Here is a 16,455-nt window from a genome sequence, read left to right as displayed (position 1 = left end):
CGGCGATAACTTTGCCAGCACTGCGACTTTACGTTCATCGGAATAACGAGGCACTATCAACACCTGAACCGCCCAACTGGTTAAAAATTAAGTAGTGCCAACTATCCTGCCAGAGGGGGCGAGGTGGCACCTGTCACTCTGCAGTCCCAGCCTTCCAACAATGTTTTCATGCCTTCACAAATTGCGTGATCATTATCGATCACCCAGACTATTGCCCCGCCCAGGCCATGACTTTCAGCAGAATTGTGTTTTTTTACTGCTGCCGATCGCCGCGGCGGCAATTTACCCAAGGGCACCCGTACACCAAATACCGAACCCTTGCCTTCAACCGACGACACCGTGATCTCATGGCCCAGCATGCGTGCGATCTTGTCTACGATAGCAAGACCAAGGCCCAGGCTCTTGTCTGGACGCGATCCTTCAGGACGAATACGTTTAAATTCCTGGAATATTTCGCTTAACTTATCCTGCGGAATACCCGGCCCGGTGTCCCACACCTGCAATACAACATGCTCAGCCTGTCGCCGACATCCCAGCAAAATGCGGCCACTGCCGGTGTAGCGGATGGCGTTGGTCAGAAAATTCCGCAGAATACGGGCCAACAGCTGTGAATCAGATTCCACAATCGCCGAGGATGGCACAAAGTCCAGGGTAAGATCCTCTGCGACAGCCATTTGCTGACACTCACGAGCGATGTTGTTGAGCAGGTCGCGCAGATCAAATGCTGTGATATCCGGTTTAATCACACCGGCATCGAGTTTCGAAATATCCACCAGTGTGCCCAGCAAACTCTCCACATCATCCAGAGACGTGCTCACAGAGCGTACTAATCCCTCGGCTTTGGGGCCAAACGATTGCTCCAGCAAGGCACTGGTGAACAGCCGGGCGGCGTTCAGAGGCTGCAACAAATCGTGACTGACGGCAGCCAGAAATTTGGTTTTCGACAGGTTTGCGCGCTCTGCGTCCAGTTTTGCTTCCTGCAAGCGTGCTTCTGCCGATGCGCGCTCGCGGATTTCCTGACGCAACTGGCTGTTAGCCTCGGTCAATGCCGAAGTGCGCTCCTTGATGCGACATTCAAGATCATCATAGGCCTGCTCAAGCGCCAGGGCGGTTTTGCGATGTTCAGTAATATCCTGAATCAACACAAAAAAGCCGATCACATCGTCTTGCTCATCAAAGTTGGGCACATAGGAACGAAGCATGTAGCGTACTTGCCCCTGCTCACCGGTTTCTTCAAATTCAAAGTTCACATTGTAACCGGCCAACACCTCCAGCATCTGCGGCAACAACCGCCGATAAAGATCTTCCGAATGCACATGGTCAAGGCGCTTGCCTAAAGGTGATTCACCGTTGCGACCGTACCAGGCTTCATAAACCTGATTACAGAACTGGATGGTCAAATCAGCACCGACATAGGCAATCAGCGCCGGCACATGGTCGGTGACCACACGAATCCAGCGCTCGCTTTCTTCAAGCGCTTTGATTCGGCGTGCCATTTCGCTGTTTTTAATATCAGTGATATCCGAATACAGCACTACCAGCCCGCCCTCACGTGTGGGTCGTTCTGTCATCTGTACCCAGCGATTGTTTGAAAGCAGGAGTATCACACCATCGGAATCGGGCTCACGATGTTCTTCCACAATTAATCCGGACGCCAGCGCCAACTGCCAAACAACTTTGATACTGGTACCTGGAGGGGGCATATCAATGCCGGTATGACGCCAGTAGCTGCGAAAGCGGCTGTTGCTTTGGACCAGTTGATGGCGGTGATCAAAGAGCACGAACCCATCGGCAATACTCTCAATGGCATCGCTAAGGCGCTGGCGAGTCGTTTCTGCCTCTTCACGGGCTCTGTTAAGCGCTTTGTTGCTACTGCGAAGTTCATCCATCGCCTGGCTCAATGCTTCTGTGCGCTCGCGCACCTGCTCAGCCAGTACCACCGAGTGTTCAAAAGCAGCATAAGGATCCGGCTTGTGGGCCGTTCCGGACTCCACCCGCTCAATGAGCGCATCACAAATTTTACGCAGGCGCTCGTTGTCAGCCTCAAGCGTTGCAATACGCTGCAGCAAAGAGGTGTCTGGGTGCTGTTCGTTAAAGTGAACCGGCATCAGGCTGGCCAATAACCACCCCCGTAAATGTCTGGTTAATGTGTATACCGTTAAACTGCTCCCCATAGGTGTTAAAACCAACCACCCTGTGCTTACTCAGAAACTCCGACAGTGCCTCTGCCTCACCGGTCAGTTCAGCCTCCAGACGGCGCAGAAAACAATCGCAGCCAATGGTAACCAACGGCGGCCCGACAATATCTTCGGAGATTTCAAGTTGCTCTCGCACACTGTCCAGCAATGATTCGGGTGTCATGGTCGTCATTACAATGCCGGTCTCTACGGCACAATAAAAAGTCAGGCTTTTATCTGGATTGACGCACTGTATCGACCGCACGAAATAATGACCACCGACTTTCACACCCAATGGTCTAAGGGCAAAAACCGTGCGATCCAATTCATTTGTAGCAACGCCCACGGCTCGAGCGTAGGATTCAGCGGCGGGCTCTGCGTTTAACTCATAAACCGTTCGACTGTCGGAGCAAGCATTTGTCACAACCAGTTTTTCATGGCCCGCGGTCATGTGGTGGCAGGAAAACACACGGAATTCCAGTGGTGTATTCACCAGAAGAACCGTGGCCGCACCAGCATAGAAACGCCCCCCATAAAAGACATGAGTATTTGCCAGGCGCTCATCGTCACCCGCTGACCCACCGAACTGTGGAATACTGCCAAGTGCGGCATTCAAGGTTGCAAGTACCAGCTCTTCACGGCTGGAAAGCCCGTCCAGCAGAGTAATTGCAAAGGTGTTCCCTTTGATAGGAGCAAGCCGTGCATTGCGGCAGTTCGTCAACAGGCCGTCAATGAGGCTTTGCGCATCCTGCAGTGAGAACCGGTCCATCTCACGAATAAGGGCACAGTCAATCGAGAAAAATCGGCTATCAAAACCAATAGCCGCAATACTCCCACGATCGTAGCCGCGAGTAGTGATTTCGCCTGCAGAGGTACAACCTGAGAGGCGTACATCCGGAAATGCCTGCTCAAGAGCCCGCCCCAATCCGGCAAGGTCATACTCTGCGGAACAGAAGAACAGTACATATCCGAGATGCTGATGGTTAAGCTGGCTGGCAAGGTCATCGGCAGCCAGAACCGGCTCGTGAACACTGGTGCTGGCAATACGGACAGCGGAAACAGCAGTTACTGACGGCATGGGGAGATTAGTTCCGCAAAAAGATAACGACCCCACAATTTTAAGGAATCCGACAGTTTCGCCAATGGGACTTCAGTGCTTTTTACTGGCGCGCTGAAACGATCGTAAGCCATTGATAGCAATACTCCATTATCAGATTCCATCAGCAGCTTGAGTACACTTACCAAAAAACCAGCACTTTAGTTCTAGACGAGGCAGCGGGTGATAGAGCACCGGCTCAACCACCCGCAGTCAACCAGGCCTAGAACGTGACAATGGCTCCAAGTGCGATGGTATTGCTATCGGCACTGGTCGCATTGGTGGTACGGTTTTGGCTCTCAAACATGTTGTATTCGGCAACCAGTTTGAAATTACTATTCACATCATGAAAAAAACCGAGGGTCGTATTTTCGGTTTCAAGATCCAGGATTTCAGCGTCAGTTTCGCCATAAGACAACACTATGCGGTTGGGTCCAAAAGTGTAGGCCCCCTGAACAAGAAAACCATCAGCGTCATCTTCCGTGAGTGCACTGTTGGTAATCAGCACCGGATTATCACCTTTTGAGGTAAAACCGGATGCTGCCAGGGTCAGGCCCGCCAACGATGCTTTAACACCATAGCCAACGCCGCTGCTGTCAATCGTAGTGCCACCATTTTCGGCTGACTGATAACGGCCGTTGACCCAACCGGTCAACGCTAATCCGTTCACATCAGTGCTGTAGGTTACCTCCGACTCGAACCGCGGAGCAGAATTCTCATCATTTGCCCCGGTAACGGTATCCGCCGGATCAAGAACACCGACAGCAATATTGAAGCCGGACATTTCCGGCGCACGATAGGTTATCTGGGCTGACGGAGTCGGGTACGGGTAGCCCGTACGGATGTTGCCAAAGGACACTCCACCGGGCGTCCCCGGAGACCCAAAACCCATCAGGATTTCATCGAGGAATATATTGGAGCGTGCGTAAAGACCAAAGTCCTTACCGATTAACACTTGGCCAAAGCTACCGTCTACGGTGGCGTAAAACTGGCGCACATCAATAGAGGTATCCGTAGGCGAATCCAGACTGTCATTGATTGACGTCCAGAATGACGAACGGCCACCCAGCGTCAGATCGCCCATTTCCTTGCTGAAATTAAATCCTATGGTGTTGGGCAAAAAACCCATCTTGATGCGGGAGTCGCGGGTGTCACTCACATCATCATCGCGGTTCACATAAAATGCGTTGAAATAGCCGTCAACGGAAAACGTTGTGCCGTCCTGGTTATACAATTCGACCGCCGCATTTACCCCGGCACTGGTACCCATTGCAGCGAACATTGCGGTGAACAGTGCTGACCTTCTGATTTTTTTGTTGTTCATAACTCCCCCAGTATTTTGGATATTCAGAATCAGGCGACCCTTACCAGATGTCTCAAGCGACAGCTGTTGCCTGAACTTTATGATCGGCGAACAAAGAAACCTGAGATATCGGTCGAGGGGATCGGTTTTATGATTATTTGGGAGGGAGCAGGAACAGCACTTTTGTACTACGACATCAAGGAACCCGATCCTGGGTTACAAACCGGAAGCGTGTCAGGCAGCGCAAATCATTCAACAAAATCAGCGCTTTCACGCATTACATTGGCAAAAGCAACCATAAAGTAGCAGACGCCTGACTCTGAGGTCGTATTGAGCCAAAACACAAACCCAATAGCATGGTTGTCATTACCCGAAAAAAACCGGGAGTAACTCATGGTCGGGCGCATCGTGCTGCTTTTTCTGTATTTTTTTGTTTGCAGTCCCGCAGCTCAAGCTGAACTTTCTGAACAAAAAAAATCACTGATTCAGGAATTGTTTCCATCGGCGACGGTTATCAGTGAGAAACTAGAGGGGTTCCCTGTTTACCCTGTGTATCAGCTCCAGGAATTACTGGGCTATGCCTATGAATCCGTTGATCTGAGCCCACTTCAGGGATTTGCCGGCAAGCCGATCAGTATGCTGGTCGGCATGGACACCCGTGGCCGTTTTACCGGCGTGAAAGTACTTAACCACCACGAACCGGTGTTTTTGCACGGCATAGGCGAAAAGCCGCTGCTCGACTTTGTTGACCAGTACGAAGGACGGTCACTGCGAGAACAGATCATAATTAACACCTCCAATACCGGGAGCGCAGGACGGACAGCGGACGGAAACACCGTGTATTTTGACGGCGTCAGCAAAGCCACCGTCTCCGTTCTGATCATTAACGACACGATTCTTTCATCTGCCCTGGAGGTGGCACGCAACAATATTGCAGGCTTCGCGCAGGCGCCACCAACAAGAGCAAAACCTGACTTCTTTGAGCCTCTCACATGGCAACAGCTACTCAACCGCGGCTACATTGGCCAGTGGCAGCTAAGCCGCGAAGCTGCCGAATCTGAGCTTGGCCGGTCACTGGCAGATTACCCCCAGGATTTTGATGATCCCGACAATGGCCTGTTCACCGAGCTTTTCTTTGGCTACGTCAATGCGCCAATGGTGGGTCGCAATCTGTTAGGTGATGACGGCTACCAAATGCTGATGGAGAGCCTCGGTAGCGACACACAGGTAATGCTTGTGATGTCAAAAGGAATGTTTCCCCACGTACCAGAGAGCTTTATACCCGGCAGCATCTCGCAACGTCTGAGCCTGAGTCAGGGAGGGTTGGCTTTGGAAATGCGGGATTTGAACCTGTCAGGCCAGGGGCTGGAATTGCAGGCAACGGGTATGCCGGACCTGACCGCCCACAACTTTTTCCGCATTGGCGGAAGTGCCGGTTACAACCCCGGTGCAGATGCCACGCTAAAATTTCACATTGAACTGTCACGTAACCACTTGGTGCAGGACCTCGCCATTATGGACGTGCCTGCTCAGTTCAACCCGGACTTGTTTGAAAAGGTGGAGCCGACAACGTCAATTCAGGATCAGCGCGAACCTGTATGGATTGGTTTGTGGAAACAGCGGTGGTGGCAGATTGCGCTTGTAGTAACTGCATTGGCTATATTGAGCGTTTTTTTTGCCTACCAGAGAACGTTGAGCAGACATCCGAAGCTGGTCCACCGGTTTCGCTGGGGTTTTCTGTTTTTCACACTGTTCTTTATCGGATTCTACGCCCAGGGCCAGTTATCCGTGGTTAACATATACACGCTATTACTGGCGATCTGGGATGGTTTCTCACTCAATGTGTTCCTGCTCGATCCTATTATTTTCATTTTATGGTTATACACATTTATCAGCCTGTTTATTTGGGGGCGCGGATTGTTTTGTGGATGGCTTTGTCCGTTTGGTGCACTTCAGGAGATGACTGCCTGGCTAGGCAAAAAGCTTGGCCTGCGCCAGATTAAGGTACCGGAGCGCTGGCATCGCCGCCTTATCCTGATCAAATATCCGATTCTTATCGGCTTGCTGGGTACCGCCTTTTATTCATTGGCGCTGGCGGAAAAACTGGTGGAGGTAGAACCGTTTAAAACCAGCATTACCCTTTATTTTGTGCGTTATTGGCCTTTCGTGATTTATGCCCTCGGTTTGCTGGCTATTGGCTTGTTTATTCATAAGTTCTATTGCCGCTACCTGTGTCCGCTGGGTGCCGGATTGGCTATTCTGGGCCGGTTACGCCTGTTCAGCTGGCTGGATCGCGTGGAGCTATGCGGCAACCCCTGCCAGCATTGCAAAAATGCCTGCGGTATTAACGCCATCCGTAAAGACGGGCGGATTGATTATGATGAATGCATCCAATGTCTGGAGTGCGTGGTCATACTCAACGACGAGCAACAGTGCGTAGACAAGCGCTTGCAGAATAAAAAACGCTCGCGCCCGGCCAATATCCTGGCCACGGATGCAAGCCTTTCCTGACAGGAGAAAACGCCATGACGAACTACAAATCTGTATTTCTCCTTTTGAGCGGGCTGACAACGCTCTCATTCACACTGACAACTCATGGGCAGTCTGCCGCCGACATAGTGGTGACCGCACCAGTGATGGAGCGTGCTCTGTATGAAACGCCGGCTGCCATGTCGGTCGTTCAGCAGGAGGCTATTCAGAATGGCCAGCAGCGATTAAAACTGGATGAGACTCTGAGCCAGGTCCCCGGCATTTTTCTGCAAAACCAGGAAAACTATGCCCAGGGTGAGCGCGTAGCCATACGGGGATTTGGAGCGCGGGCGCCTTTCGGCGTGCGCGGCATTACGGTTATCGTTGATGGCATCCCTTACACATTGCCGGATGGTCAGGCCCAGTTGGACGCTATCGACCTGGACAGCGCTGAGCGCATCGAAGTAATCCGGGGACCAGCCTCGGTTCTATACGGCAATGCCGCGGGCGGCGTTATCAGCGTGACCACCTCAGACGGGCGCCGAAAACCCGATGAAACATCGGTTCGCATCACCGGCGGAAGCGATAACTTTGGCAAACTCTCAGTAAAAAACAACCAGCAAAACGGACCCTGGTCACACAGTGTAAGCGCTTCTGCGCTCAACTACGAAGGCTATCGCGACAATGCCAAGGTCGAAAAATACCTGCTCAATACCAAACTGCGCCGGGAGCTGGGGAACGACCGTTCCCTGACGACCATCGTAAACCTGCTGCAGAATCCTCGTTCCGAAGATCCGGGTGCGCTTACCGCTGAGCAGGTGGAAGCAGACCGATCGCAAGCCGGGCGGTTTACTGAAGATTACGACACAGGGCAAACCGTCGATCAACAGGTGCTTGGACTCCAATACCAGGATCTCTCCGCAGGGCCGGGGGAGTTACGGGCCAAAACATTTTACCTTCGCAGGAACTTTGAACAGCAGTTGCCCTACCCTGGTGACAGCCGCATTGATTACGATCGGGACTATTTCGGAGCAAGGGTCGATTACCGGCAATCGCTTGAGCTCTCAGGGGTTCCCTTTCGCTATGTCACTGGGCTGGAAGCCCGTGAGCAACGGGATGACCGTATCCGCCGTGAAATGAGCTTCGGCGGCGATTTACAGGGGCTGACCGCAGACGAATTGCAAACGGCAACGGCTTTGAGCGCCTTTGCACAAGGCGACCTGAGCCTTACTGATCAATGGCTCCTGTCGGTTGGTGGTCGTTTCGACCGGATCCGTCTCAGGGTTGATGATGATTTTTCAACGGATGGTGACCAAAACGGGAGCCGAACGTTCAGGGAATGGAGCGGATCTGCAGGCTTAAGCTATCGCTATCTGCCCAACCACCAGGCATACGCCAACATCAGTACGGCCTTCGAGACGCCGACCTTCTCGGAATTTGCCAATCCGTCCGGAGTGGGCGGTCTCAACCCGGAGACCGAGCCGCAGAAATCTCTCAATCACGAACTGGGGCTGCGAGGAGAACTGAACACCGGTATCAGTTATGATCTCACACTGTTCTGGGTTGATGTGCGCGATGAACTGATCCCCTACGAGTTGCCGGGGCCCGATGACCGGACCTTCTATCGCAATGCCGGAGACACAACGCGCAAAGGCATAGAGGCGGCGGCTGGCTGGCTCTTTTCACCGAGCTGGCGCGCCGAAACCGCACTCACCCTGGCCAGTTACGAGTTTGATACATACCGCTCGGGAAGCGACCGTTACGATGGCAACCGGTTACCTGGCCTGCCAGAACAGGTTTGGTCCAACCGCCTGACATGGCAAGGCTTGGGCGGCATTTTTGCCGCGCTGGAGGTTCGCTATATCGGAGATATTGTTGCCGACGATGCCAACGAAGTAAAAGTCGACGGTTACTGGCTGGTAAACCTGCGGGGCGGAAACACACTGTATGCCGGCAGAAACATTCTTTTGAAAGGTTTTGCGGGCATTCGTAATCTGGGCGACAAGGATCACTTCGCGAATATTCGCATTAACGCCAGCAATAACCGGTACTTTGAACCGGCCTCCGGGCGTACCTGGTACGCTGGGCTTGAGTTTGTTTTCTGAATGCTGGCTGTTAAAAACGGTTGCTCGAAAAGCTCCCGCAAAAACAATAAAAGCCGGCTATTGCCGGCTTTTATAAAATGGTAGCGGGGGCTGGATTCGAACCAACGACCTTCGGGTTATGAGCCCGACGAGCTACCAGACTGCTCCACCCCGCATCAAACTGGTTGTTTTCTCGGGTGTCCCCGATCAACGTGTGCGTATACTAAGGACTGGGGTCTTGACTGTCAACAACTATTTTCAAATAAATCCGTTGGATAGGGTAGGCTCTTGTCCTCGTTTTCTGCCGGCTGTTCAAAGAAGCCCACCGCCTCTATTGCTTTCTGTACCGGTCGGAAGGATTTTCGGTGCTCTGGTGTTACACCCAATCTGCGCAGTGCTTCCATGTGCACAGGTGTGGGGTATCCCTTGTGCCGTGCAAGGCCATAACCCGGGTACTTCAGCTCCAGGGCTTCCATTTCCCGGTCCCGGGTTACTTTCGCAAGTATGGATGCGGCACTGATTGCCTCTACCCGGTTGTCCCCCTTTACTACCGGCTCGGAGGGCCAATGCCATTTCGGGCACTTGTTGCCGTCCACCAGCACGTATTCGGGAGCAACAGCAAGGCCGGCGACGGCTCGCTCCATGGCAATCATAGTGGCCTGATAGATGTTGATCTGATCAATCTCATGCGCCTCACAGCGGCCTATGCACCACGCCGTTGAGTGCTCGATGATCTCATCGTAGAGCGCATTGCGCTTTTTTTCCGTGAGCTTTTTTGAGTCAGCAAGCCCTGCAATGGGCCGGTCTGGATTGAGAATGACGGCTGCAGTTACCACTGCACCGATAAGCGGCCCACGCCCTACTTCATCTACACCGGCCAGTAGCCGGCCCTGATAGTCGCATTTAAACGGGGGCAATACGGGTGCGCGGGCCATTCAGTGGGTTCGCTCCTGAAGAAGTTCAGAGATTGCCTGGGCGGCTTTCTCGTCAGCATCCTGTTTCAATGTAAGGTGAAGCTCGGTAAATGCCTGCACCAGCCGGTCGCGCTCTTGCTCGTTTTCCATTCGTTCCAGCACGGCGGCACCGAGTGATTCCGGCGTCGCATCGTCTTGCAGGAGTTCAGGCACCAGAGGTTGCCTGGCCAGCAGGTTCGGCAGTGAAACGTGAGGCACTTTCACTAGTCGTGAAAGAAGAGCATAGCTGACTTTGCTCAGCCGATACCCCACCACCATGGGTTTTTTCAGCAGCATGGCCTCGAGGGTGGCCGTTCCGGAAGCCAGCAATACAACATCTGAGGCGGCCATTACCTCGCGGGAGCGACCTCTTACAATAGTGACCTGCAGCTTTACCTCGAGAGCTTCAATAAGATCGCGCACCTGCTGCTCCCGTTCACGGTTCACACAGGGAATAACCAGCTGCACATCCGGTCGCTTGTTCTGTATCCAGCGCGCCGCTTCCAGAAACAGGGTGCCAAGCCGTTCGACTTCGCCGGCCCGGCTGCCCGGCAATATCGCCAGTAAAGGCGCACTGTCATCGAGCCCAAGTTCCTGACGGGCCCTACCCGTTTGAGGAACAACGGGAATGCGATCAGCGAGAGGATGCCCCACAAAGGCTACGGGCACCTGATGCTCCTCATAAAACCGGACTTCAAACGGCAAGAGGGTCAGCATCAGATCCACGGATTTGGCAATTTTGAAGATCCGCTTCTGGCGCCAGGCCCAAACCGACGGGCTGACGTAGTGAACAGAGGGAATACCCGCCTCACGGCAGCGTCTCTCAATGGCAAGGGTAAAATCCGGGGAATCAATACCGATCACCACGTCCGGCGGCGTGGCAAAGAAATAACGCAGAAGGCGCGCCCGGATGCTGAAAAGCTCACGTATTCGGCCAAGAACCTCCACCAATCCCATCACCGAGAGCCGTTCCATGGGAACCAGCGAGTGGAAACCCTCGGCAATCATTTCATCGCCGCCGATTCCGACGAACCTCGCTCCGGGATATCGGCTACGCAGTGAACGGATGAGCCCGGCACCGAGAATATCACCCGATGCCTCACCGGCAATGATGCCAAAGGTTACTTTCCGGTCGCTGACAATCGAAACCAGGGCGTGATCTATCAAATGCGGCTCCTGCCAGCTCAGCGGATAATGCCGCGATGCGCTCCGCGCAGGGACTCGATAAGCACACGTACTTCCGGCGTATCGGCGTAAGCATCTTCCAGGGCTTCAACGGCCTGCTCTGTGGTCAGGCCCTGGCGATAGATGATCTTGTAGGCGCGGCGCAGGGTCATCAATACTTCTCTGTCGAAACCACGGCGCTTGAGGCCCTCAACATTCATTCCGTGGGGCTCCGCCGACTGACCAGAGGCCATTACGTAAGCCGGAATATCCTTGAGCACAATACTGCCGCCCGCGGCCATACTGTGAGGCCCGATGTGGCAGAACTGGTGCACCATGGTGCCACCGCCCAGAATGGCGTAGTCGCCGACGGTTACATGGCCGGCAAGCGTGGCACAGTTGGCAAGGATAGTATTGTCGCCAATTACGCAGTCGTGAGCCACATGCACGTAGGCCATAAGCAGGTTGTTGCTGCCAATCCGGGTTTCACCTTTATCCTGCACAGTGCCCCGGTGAACCGTACAATTCTCGCGAATAACATTGTTATCACCGATCACCAGTGTGGTTGGCTCTCCGGCGTATTTTTTGTCCTGGCACTCTTCACCGACGCTGCAGAACTGGAAAATCCGGTTATTCCGACCGATGACTGTTGGCCCTTTCACAACTACATGGGAAAGGATTTCTGTGCCTTCACCAATCTCAACGTTCGGACCTATGTAGCTCCAGGGGCCAACCGTTACGTTTGCCGCAAGCCTGGCTGACGGGTCTACAATCGCCTGGGGATGAACACCCGACCAGTCGTTCGTTGCCATTAAACTTCTCTCTCAGCGGTCAGTATCTCTGCCACACACACAACCTCATCATCGACCAGGGCGCGACAATCAAATTTCCAGATGCCACGTTTACCTGAAATAAGCTCCGATTCCATACACAGACGATCCCCGGGCAATACCGGGCGCTTGAAACGCGCCCTGCTGGAACCGGCCAGGTATTGTACCAGCCCATCTGACGGTTTCCGGCCAACGGTCACGAAACCGAGGATACCGGAAAGCTGCGCCATGGCCTCGATAATCAGAACGCCCGGCATGATCGGGTTATCCGGAAAATGGCCAGCAAAAAACGGCTCGTTAAACGAAATATTTTTATAGCCTTTAATCGACTTGGACTTCTCGATCTCGGTAACCCGGTCCACCAGCAAAAACGGATAGCGGTGCGGCAGATATTCCAGAATTTCATCGATGTACATCATTTTATCGGCCTCAGCCATCTGTTTTCTTTTCCAGTTCTTTTATCCGTCGTGCCAGAGCATCCAGTTGGCGAAAACGCACGGCATTCTTACGCCATTGCCGATTCGTATCGGCACTTGTGCCGGAAGAGTAGACTCCCGGCTCCCGGATATCGCCGGTTACCAGAGTCATACCGGTCAGATGCACCTGGCTTGCGATTTCCAGATGGCCGGCCACTCCGGAGGCTCCGCCGAACACGCAGTGGCTGCCAATCTTTGTACTGCCCGCTATTCCGACCAGTGCGGCCATGGCGCTGTGATCACCAATATGGACGTTGTGGGCAATCTGAATCAGGTTATCGAGTTTCACGCCATTACCAATGACCGTGTCATCCAGCGCGCCACGATCAATCGTTGTATTGGCCCCCACTTCAACATCGTCACCCAGAATAACCCGGCCAAGCTGCGCAATCCTGTGCCACTGGCCCTTGTCATTAGCGAAACCGAAGCCGTCTGAGCCTATTACCGCACCACTGAGTATATGGCAGCGTTGCCCCACGACTACATCGTGAGCCAGAGTCACTCTGGGGCGGATGATGGAACCCGGGCCAATACTGGTGCGCGCACCAATCACACTGCCCGGCCCTACCACAACCTGCTCGCCAATAACCACATCCGCTTCAATCACCACGTTCGGCCCGACACTGGCACTGGTAGCAATGGTTGCGCTGGGATCAACGACTGCGGAAGGGTGAATACCCGGCGGTGCCACCGGGGCCGGGTCAAACCAGTGGCTGACGCGAGCATAGCCCAGGTAGGGATTATCAAGTAACAGGACATTGGTCGGACGCTGCACGGCGGCCTCAGGAGATAGAATGACCGCTGCGGCGCGAGTATCCGCCAGGTACTTTGCATAGGCGGGATTTGCCAGAAAGCTGAGCTGATCGGGGCCAGCCGCCTGCAAGGTAGCAAGGCCGGAAACCCGGGCGTCCGGATTTCCGCGCAGCTCCGCTCCCAACGCTTGTGCGATTTCCCCAAGCCGGTAAGACTTTTCTGTCATCACGCGCTCCACAACACGCCCGTGGCCCTGTGGCCTGCCGGCAGGGGTTAACGGTTCAACTTATCCAGAAGCTGGGAGGTCAGGTTCATTTCCGGCTTCACATAAACAACAGCTTCGCTCGGCAGAATCAGATCCAGATCGTTTTCCTCCAGAAGCTCCTTCACCGCTGCGTCCACTTCCGGGCGCGCCTCTTCCAGAAACGCCTGCTTGCGCTGGTTAACCGTGGAATCGAGACGTTGCTTGAGGAAGTTGAACTCCTTGACCTTTTCCTGGAACTCGGCCGCAAGCTTGTTCCGCTCACTCTCATTCATCATTGCTCCGTCTTTCTCCAGGCGCTCTTTGAGCTTACGTGCCGCCTCCTGGGTCTCGCGAACCTTCTGTTCATCGCCCGCAAAGTCTTTTTGCATGGTTTCGCTGAATGCTTTGGCGTCATTCGATGAAAACAGTGCCTGGCGCAAATCTACAACGCCAATGCGGGTTTCTGCTGCTGCCGGCAAAGCAATCATCATGGCTGCAGCAAACATCAGTAGCGTTCTGAACATAATGGATCTCCTGAGTTTCATCCGTTCTTGTTTATGATAATGCTGAATCAGAATGTCTGGCCAAGCGAGAACTGGAATACCTGAGTATCATCACCAGGCTTGTCGTTCAACGGCTTGGCAAGGCTGAATGCCAGCGGGCCCACTGCCGTTATCCATTGGAACCCGACACCGGCTGACAGGCGCAGTTCACTCGGGTCCGGGTGAAATCCCCTGTCCGGGTCAAACACCTGGCCTGCGTCCACAAAGAATGCGGTCCGCATGGAACGGCTGTCACCGGCAAAAGGCGTCGGGAAAATCAGCTCCAGGGAACCTTCGGTGAGGAGGTTACCACCGAAGGGATCGGGATCCGAAAAGTCATTCGGCGCATTGGTGGCACGCCGGCCCAGCGAATTGGCCTGGTAGCCGCGAACCGAGCCGTATCCGCCCGCATAAAAATGCTCGTAAAACGGCATTAAGCTCCGGTCTCCGTAGCCGTCGCCATACCCTACTTCCGTTCTTGTGCGCAAAACCCAGCGGTTATTATCTGTGATCGGGAAGTAGAAATCCGTTCTATGGGTGGCCTTGTAAAAGGTCAGGTCGCTGCCTGGCACAGCCACGTCGAGCGACAGCGAATGGCTGTAGCCATCCGTTGGCAAAACACCCCGGTTCAGAGTGCTGCGGCGCCAGCTTCCAAACAGGAAGTAGTTGTTGAATGAGTCACCTTCCTCGTCGATAAAATCGGTGACTTCCTGGGAGGTAAACACACCTCCCTTGATCTTCGAGAGTGTGTAACCAACGCCGAAATTCAGCCGCGTTATATTATCGGTTGGATAGCCAAAGGTAAGGCGGCCACCGTACTCGTCCAGGAGGTAGGAGGTAATGTCCTCTTCCTCAAAATCCGTCTCACGCGCAAACACACTGTAGCCACGGCTTACGCCATCCACGGTGTAGTAAGGATCCATATAGGAAATATTGGCGCTTTTGACCGAGTCACTGACGTTTACGCCAAACGAAACACGCTTGCCTGTGCCGAAAAAGTTATTTTCAGACACATTGGCCCCAAGGATAACGCCTGAGTCCTGTGAGAAGCCTACAGACGCCGAGAGGCTGCCGGTTGGCTGTTCTTTTACGGAGTAATTCACGTCTACCAGATCGTCGGTTCCGGGCACTGGCACGGTATCCACATTAACCGTCTCGAAAAAGCCAAGCCGCTCAAGACGGGTTTTGGAAAACTCGATGCGATCCGAAGAGGCAATGCCACCTTCCATCTGTGTCATTTCCTGCCGCAGAACATCGTCCCGGGTGGATACGTTGCCATCGAAATTAATGCGTCGAACATAGGCCCGCTTGCCCGGTTCCACAAAAAACGTTACCGCCGCCGTATTACCTTCGCCGGGCTCCGGTACCGCATTCACATTGGCAAAGGCATAACCTTCTTTACCGAGACGGAAAGCCAGTGTTTCTGAAATGGCCGTCATGCGGGCCCGGGAGAACACATCGCCCTCACTTACCGGGATCAGCTCCCTGAGCTCTTCCTCATCAATGATGAGATCACCCCGCAACCGGATTTCCGAGATGGTGTACTGCGGCCCTTCGTTCAGCGCTATGGCGATGAATACCTGCCGTTTATCCGGCGAGATGGAAACCTGGCTGGACTCCACATTGAAATCCAGATAGCCACGGTCCAGATAAAAGGAGCGCAGTGTTTCAAGGTCACCACTCAGGCGCTCTCTCCCGTACTTGTCCGAGTTGGTGAGAGAGTTCCACCAGCTGCTGGTTTGCAACTCGAACAGATCCCGTAACTCTTCATCACTGAAATCTTTGTTCCCTACCAGATTGATGTGCTGGATAGCGGCAACCGTGCCTTCGTTTATATCCAGGCGAATGGCAACCCGGTTGCGCGGCAGCTCCTCTGCAGTCGCTTTTACCCTGGCGTTGTAGCGCCCCTGGGCGATGTAAGAGCGCAAAATTTCCAACTCAAGCCGTTCCAGCGTTGCCCGGCGAAACACCTGGCCTTCCTGAAGCCCTGCACCCGCCAGAGCGTCCATCAGCATGTCGGTTTCGATGTTCTTGTTACCTTCAATTTCGATGGAGGTAATCGAAGGGCGCTCACGCACGGTAATGATGAGGATGCCTTCGTCGCGACTGGCTTCTATATCGGTGAACAATCCGGTCCGGAACAGGGATTTGATTGCCTCTGCCAGCCCGGCTTCGTCCGTCTGCTCGCCGATACTGACGGGAAAGGCGGAAAACACAGTACCGGCAGAAACACGCTGCAGGCCTTCCACTTCAATATCTGCAACCGTAAATTCATCTGCAAATGCTGGCTTCATGCCGGCTGCGGCAACAGCGAGGCCAACGGCTAAACCTAGAAGAGAACGTCTCATTCAATTATTTCGCCTG

The 16,455-nt window shown here is 53.8% G+C and carries 12 protein-coding genes and 1 tRNA gene; 2 read left to right on the top strand and 11 right to left on the bottom strand.

The window, feature by feature from the left end:
* Positions 1 to 101: 101 nt before the first annotated feature.
* The 3 genes from CDH48_RS17830 to CDH48_RS17820 form a co-directional block, all read right to left on the bottom strand.
* Entirely contained in the window at positions 102 to 2,108 is a 2,007-nt protein-coding gene (locus CDH48_RS17830; RefSeq protein WP_227521164.1) for a NahK/ErcS family hybrid sensor histidine kinase/response regulator, read from the bottom strand.
* On the bottom strand, positions 2,092 to 3,255 hold the full coding sequence (nosP, locus tag CDH48_RS17825; RefSeq protein ID WP_100690069.1) for a nitric oxide-sensing protein NosP: 1,164 nt from the start codon (positions 3,253 to 3,255) through the stop codon (positions 2,092 to 2,094). The genes CDH48_RS17830 and nosP overlap by 17 nt, the downstream gene beginning before the upstream one ends.
* A 241-nt stretch (positions 3,256 to 3,496) precedes the next feature.
* Positions 3,497 to 4,597: a porin gene (locus CDH48_RS17820; RefSeq protein ID WP_100690068.1), complete on the bottom strand. Its 1,101-nt coding sequence runs from the start codon at positions 4,595 to 4,597 to the stop codon at positions 3,497 to 3,499.
* A gap of 372 nt (positions 4,598 to 4,969) precedes the next feature.
* On the opposite strand from CDH48_RS17820, the gene CDH48_RS17815 reads away from it, so the two are divergent.
* Positions 4,970 to 7,087 carry a NosR/NirI family protein gene (locus CDH48_RS17815; RefSeq protein WP_100690067.1) on the top strand — a complete coding sequence of 706 codons (2,118 nt, stop codon included), beginning with the start codon at positions 4,970 to 4,972 and terminating at the stop codon, positions 7,085 to 7,087.
* Between the two features lie 14 nt (positions 7,088 to 7,101).
* The gene (locus tag CDH48_RS17810; RefSeq protein WP_100690066.1) at positions 7,102 to 9,150 is read left to right on the top strand and encodes a TonB-dependent receptor family protein; all 2,049 of its coding nucleotides are present in this window, start codon (positions 7,102 to 7,104) and stop codon (positions 9,148 to 9,150) included.
* A 78-nt stretch (positions 9,151 to 9,228) separates the two neighbouring features.
* Here CDH48_RS17810 and CDH48_RS17805 read toward each other — a convergent pair.
* From CDH48_RS17805 to bamA, 8 genes are all read right to left on the bottom strand, one after another.
* Positions 9,229 to 9,305: transfer RNA gene (locus CDH48_RS17805), tRNA-Met, on the bottom strand.
* A 69-nt stretch (positions 9,306 to 9,374) separates the two neighbouring features.
* A complete protein-coding gene (gene rnhB / locus CDH48_RS17800) occupies positions 9,375 to 10,064 on the bottom strand; it encodes a ribonuclease HII (RefSeq protein ID WP_100690065.1) in 690 nt (229 codons plus the stop codon).
* Positions 10,065 to 11,246: a lipid-A-disaccharide synthase gene (lpxB, locus tag CDH48_RS17795; protein ID WP_379923842.1), complete on the bottom strand. Its 1,182-nt coding sequence runs from the start codon at positions 11,244 to 11,246 to the stop codon at positions 10,065 to 10,067. It lies immediately after the preceding gene.
* 20 nt (positions 11,247 to 11,266) lie between these two features.
* The gene (lpxA, locus tag CDH48_RS17790; protein ID WP_100690063.1) at positions 11,267 to 12,058 is read right to left on the bottom strand and encodes an acyl-ACP--UDP-N-acetylglucosamine O-acyltransferase; all 792 of its coding nucleotides are present in this window, start codon (positions 12,056 to 12,058) and stop codon (positions 11,267 to 11,269) included.
* Entirely contained in the window at positions 12,058 to 12,495 is a 438-nt protein-coding gene (gene fabZ / locus CDH48_RS17785; protein ID WP_100690071.1) for a 3-hydroxyacyl-ACP dehydratase FabZ, read from the bottom strand. The genes lpxA and fabZ overlap by 1 nt, the downstream gene beginning before the upstream one ends.
* 10 nt (positions 12,496 to 12,505) lie before the next feature.
* The gene (gene lpxD / locus CDH48_RS17780) at positions 12,506 to 13,531 is read right to left on the bottom strand and encodes a UDP-3-O-(3-hydroxymyristoyl)glucosamine N-acyltransferase (RefSeq protein WP_100690062.1); all 1,026 of its coding nucleotides are present in this window, start codon (positions 13,529 to 13,531) and stop codon (positions 12,506 to 12,508) included.
* 47 nt (positions 13,532 to 13,578) lie between these two features.
* Positions 13,579 to 14,073 (bottom strand): OmpH family outer membrane protein, encoded by a 495-nt coding sequence (locus CDH48_RS17775; protein WP_100690061.1) that lies wholly within the window; start codon positions 14,071 to 14,073, stop codon positions 13,579 to 13,581.
* Between the two features lie 47 nt (positions 14,074 to 14,120).
* Entirely contained in the window at positions 14,121 to 16,439 is a 2,319-nt protein-coding gene (bamA, locus tag CDH48_RS17770; RefSeq protein WP_100690060.1) for an outer membrane protein assembly factor BamA, read from the bottom strand.
* Positions 16,440 to 16,455: the final 16 nt, after the last annotated feature.

It is taken from the genome of Marinobacter aromaticivorans, from assembly GCF_002806975.1.
Classification (GTDB): Bacteria; Pseudomonadota; Gammaproteobacteria; order Pseudomonadales; family Oleiphilaceae; genus Marinobacter; species Marinobacter aromaticivorans.
This window is presented reverse-complemented; position numbering and strand designations above follow the sequence as displayed.

Excerpts from the sequence above, each read along its gene's own strand:
- CDH48_RS17830 (WP_227521164.1), bottom strand. The coding sequence starts at position 2,108 with ATGCCGGTTCACTTTAACGAACAGCACCCAGACACCTCTTTGCTGCAG.
- nosP (WP_100690069.1), bottom strand. The coding sequence starts at position 3,255 with ATGCCGTCAGTAACTGCTGTTTCCGCTGTCCGTATTGCCAGCACCAGT.
- CDH48_RS17820 (WP_100690068.1), bottom strand. The coding sequence starts at position 4,597 with ATGAACAACAAAAAAATCAGAAGGTCAGCACTGTTCACCGCAATGTTC.
- CDH48_RS17815 (WP_100690067.1), top strand. The coding sequence starts at position 4,970 with ATGGTCGGGCGCATCGTGCTGCTTTTTCTGTATTTTTTTGTTTGCAGT.
- CDH48_RS17810 (WP_100690066.1), top strand. The coding sequence starts at position 7,102 with ATGACGAACTACAAATCTGTATTTCTCCTTTTGAGCGGGCTGACAACG.
- rnhB (WP_100690065.1), bottom strand. The coding sequence starts at position 10,064 with ATGGCCCGCGCACCCGTATTGCCCCCGTTTAAATGCGACTATCAGGGC.
- lpxA (WP_100690063.1), bottom strand. The coding sequence starts at position 12,058 with ATGGCAACGAACGACTGGTCGGGTGTTCATCCCCAGGCGATTGTAGAC.
- fabZ (WP_100690071.1), bottom strand. The coding sequence starts at position 12,495 with ATGATGTACATCGATGAAATTCTGGAATATCTGCCGCACCGCTATCCG.
- lpxD (WP_100690062.1), bottom strand. The coding sequence starts at position 13,531 with ATGACAGAAAAGTCTTACCGGCTTGGGGAAATCGCACAAGCGTTGGGA.
- CDH48_RS17775 (WP_100690061.1), bottom strand. The coding sequence starts at position 14,073 with ATGTTCAGAACGCTACTGATGTTTGCTGCAGCCATGATGATTGCTTTG.
- bamA (WP_100690060.1), bottom strand. The coding sequence starts at position 16,439 with ATGAGACGTTCTCTTCTAGGTTTAGCCGTTGGCCTCGCTGTTGCCGCA.